The organism is Vibrio sp. M260112, from assembly GCF_036533775.1.
Classification (GTDB): Bacteria; Pseudomonadota; Gammaproteobacteria; order Enterobacterales; family Vibrionaceae; genus Vibrio.
In genome coordinates, this window is record NZ_JATABH010000102.1 from 1 (window position 1) to 3679 (window position 3679).

Annotated in this window: 2 protein-coding genes and 1 pseudogene; all 3 read left to right on the forward strand. The window is 41.4% G+C overall.

All coding sequences use genetic code 11. The annotated features are described in order from the left end of the window. Positions 1-455: pseudogene (locus QTN95_RS19935) on the forward strand (type VI secretion system tip protein VgrG); the annotation flags it as partial. A gap of 3 nt (positions 456-458) precedes the next feature. Beyond that, on the forward strand, positions 459-1016 hold the full coding sequence (locus QTN95_RS19940; RefSeq protein WP_331418732.1) for a DUF4123 domain-containing protein: 558 nt from the start codon (positions 459-461) through the stop codon (positions 1014-1016). A gap of 2 nt (positions 1017-1018) precedes the next feature. Then, a partial coding sequence (locus QTN95_RS19945; protein ID WP_331418733.1) for a LysM peptidoglycan-binding domain-containing protein occupies positions 1019-3679 on the forward strand: 2661 nt, incomplete at its 3' end.

Here is a 3679-nt window from a genome sequence, read left to right on the forward strand (position 1 = left end):
TGGTCAAACAAGATGCCACCTCGATTGTGGAAGGGAGTCTGCATCAAAAAATCGCTCAGTTGCATGCATTTGAAATTGGCAATGAACTCCACATCAAAGCCGGTATGAAGGTCGTTATCGAAGCAGGCTCTGAAATGACTTTGAAAGCCGGTGGCAGCTTTATAAAACTAGACGCGTCTGGTGTTAGCTTGGTTGGCCCGAAAGTCAATATAAACTCGGGTGGAAGCCCAGGCAGCGGCAGTGGGTATGGAGGCCAGCAGGCCGCATTACCAAATGGGTTAGAGTTGCAGCAAGCGCCGGAAGAGATTTCGCCAATTAGTTCAATTGCACAGCTTGTCTCAGAAGACGCGCTTATTCAAATTGCACTAAGTGATATAGGGCTTGCAAGAATGTGCCAGCGCCAACCTGACGGGAGCTGTCCAAGGACTGACTGTCCATGTAAGCAGGAGCAATAGGATATGTTAAAGCAGAAAAGCTCTCTAACCTTAGATATGCTCCTTGAGCATTGGCTTATCGTTGACACTGTAAGAGTGCCTGATGTGGCGGAGTTAGCGTACACTACAGAGGAAAACCCAGAATTATTCAAGCTGTATGCTGGTAGCCCCTTTCTTCATTTACTCAAGATTAGCCCTGTAGTTTTTAATTTTACAGGCTCACACGATTTGGCGAAGAAAATAAAGGACGATTTTGCACTGAGAACCAGCAGTGTGGTGTTTTCTTATAAAAATGGCTCATCGCTAAATGAGCGAATAAATCATCTTCACAACCTAATGTCTGTAGTAATCAACAAAGAGATAGCATTCTTTAGGTATCACTCAAGCGAATTTTGGAGTGAAGTTTCACACCACCTCATCCCTCAAGATATCGATATCATCTTAGGCCCATTTGAAACGTTGAGTTGGGTCGACAAGAACCAAAATTGGAACTCAATATCGAGAGATGCTGGAGTGGTTAAGACAGAGCGAAGAGAGCTCCCTTTCCATCTAAATTCACCTGTTATAAGTAAGCAGATTTAACTATGAACGACATAAAAACCTACCAAATTCAGCAAGGTGACTGTCTAAGCTTGATAGCAAAAAAATTTGACATAGATATCAGTACATTAAAAGAACTGAATAGTGACCAGATTAAAAACTTAGACCTTATTTATGCAGGAAACACTCTCAAGTTAGAGGGGAATGAAGGAGCTCCAATTGAAGTGGAGGCAGGTAAAAGAATACCTATGCCCTCTTTACCTAAAAAACCAGCATGTGGAAATGACTTATGTTCCAGTAATGTACCAGATTTCATAGATATATTGTATGTGCCCGCGCATCCGAAAACAGGAAAACAAACTTGGTATGCATTAACTGAAGAGGCACAAAAAGCTGTAATTTCAGAGCAGAAATTGTTCAAAGATGCGGTAGTTTCGGATAGGCAAAAAACTTTCGATAATCTTAATTCTTTAGGCATTTTATCTAAGTTTGAAAGTAAACCTCACGAAAGCTTTTTAGATGATAAAGATGTTGAACGCTTGAGAACTGTCATATGGATATTAACTACCATTCGTTCCGGAGCAGCTAAGGAGTTTGAGCAAGGTGGCGAAAATGGTTTTTTAATCTTTATTGCTGAACATGAAGAAGGGATTGATTATCACGAAATACTCGATGACTCTCTAACTTGGGAAAAAGTTAAGCAATTTGCGTTTGACGTATTGCCATACGTTCACCCTGTTGCTAATTATTTGGGTAACGCTCTGGGCTACATTGAGCAAATTGAAGAAGAGGATCGAGAGTATAGACTAAGAGAAAGGGCTTTAAGAGCAACAAAAGGCCAAGTTGTTAAATTCTTAGAAGAAGAGATCGCGTTACTCGAAAAGAAAGCGATCACAGCGGCTGGATATATCAAAAGTGATGATGGTACGGCATTTGTTTATGACAATAAGCGAAAGTACTACACAAGTGATAAACAGCAAGATGTAACAAAGTGCCTAGAAAAGTTAGCCTCACATCGTCCCTGGAGTGATAGCAAACTGGCGGGTTATAGTCACAAAAAAGCAAAAGAAAAAATTGAGAAATTCTGGGAAAGAGATGTTGTCGCGTCAGCAGAGTTTATTAAGAATCTGAGTGAATTCAAACAGAGCCATGGTGTACCCAGTAAAGCAATGAACGCTTATAGTTTCACTTATCACCTATTAAGGCTAAATGAATTTGGGTATGTGACAAAAGAGCAATGCCTTGCTAAAGAACAATTAATAGGGACGAAACCTGAACACCTTGGCCCGAAAAGCCTTGCAAATGATAAAAAGTATAAAGAGTGGCGTGAAGATAGTGGACTTAAAATTGCTCATGAAGATTACGAAAGCGTTGTTGAAAAACTGCTTAGTGAGTTTTTAACATATCCAGAGCAGCCTAGAGATGAAAAACTGATTAAAGGGATACTAGAATCAAATGCTTCGTCTGTTAGCCAATGGGCTTATTACCCAACTCAAGCGTTTATCAATTTCATAGACCGCACTCTTAGCTATTGGCTTGCAAGCATTAAAAGCATTGTGGGACAACCAATCCCTAACATGTTCACTGACCTAATTTGGCTTAAAAAAGTTGCTCTGGAGCGGCTTGAGCAGTTGAAACGGCAAGCTCAACGAGCGGTACACCGTAGAGCATTCCATCATTACTATTTGCAAGCTGACTCTATTGAAATTCAAACTTTGATCTGGGAAGAGTCTAAGTTCACTCCAACAGAAAAGAAACTGGGTGTATTTTCGAATAAAGCAGGGAATGCTGATCTTCAAGCGGTAGAGTGTAGTTTACTATCTACAGGTGGAGAGCTGGGGTGGGTTCGAGCACCTGCTTGGTTTCTTCCACACAGTCAAACGAATACTAGTAAAGGACACAGTAAGGATATTACTGAAAAAGTGACACTCATAGATCCTTTAGTTAATGGAGAAAAAGCTGGTAAGAATTTTCAAGAAACACTGACTGATCTTAAAAAACAGCTTAGAGAGTCAGTAACCAAAAGAAACTTTGTCATGTCACCTTTGAACTTAAACCAAACCATTAGTAAATTTGACTCTAGTGCATTTTGGCAAGCAGACTATCATTGGCAAGGAGGGAGAAGCCAAGGAGGTAACTCCGCATATATCGCGAATGCTCAAGCTCAATTTTTACGCCTCACTTCGAGTGCTGATGGCACATTAAATATGCCATTAAGTGAGTTAAATAGCGTAACCCCCAACCTGGATCTTACTACAGGGGCTTCTATTCAATCGAAATTTAGTTTGTTAAGTGGCCAGATTGCGTTCACTTCATGGTTTCCTGTCAATCAAGCATCTCCTGAGCAACGACCAATTGGTGGCTTTGGGCTAGATATCCCCTATGTAGCAAGAAATAGCTCAACGAATAAAAATGAGCGACGTACATACAACGCGGGGGAATGTTACGTAAAACTTAGCGCTAAGGTATACGGGCTTGCTGCTGCTTCATGCCAGATTTCTGGCAATTTTTCATTCGGCCCCTCTGAAACAAATGGTGGCATTGGTGTGAAAGGCAAATCAATCAAAGTTCTCGACCCCAACCGCTCAGAAGACACAAGCGTTCAAGCTAGGGTAGTTGCGGATACAGGAGTGAGATCCCCAGTTGCTGCTGCACAAGCAGGCGCAAAAGTGGATGTATTCGCAGGCGTTGAAGCAGGAGGGACC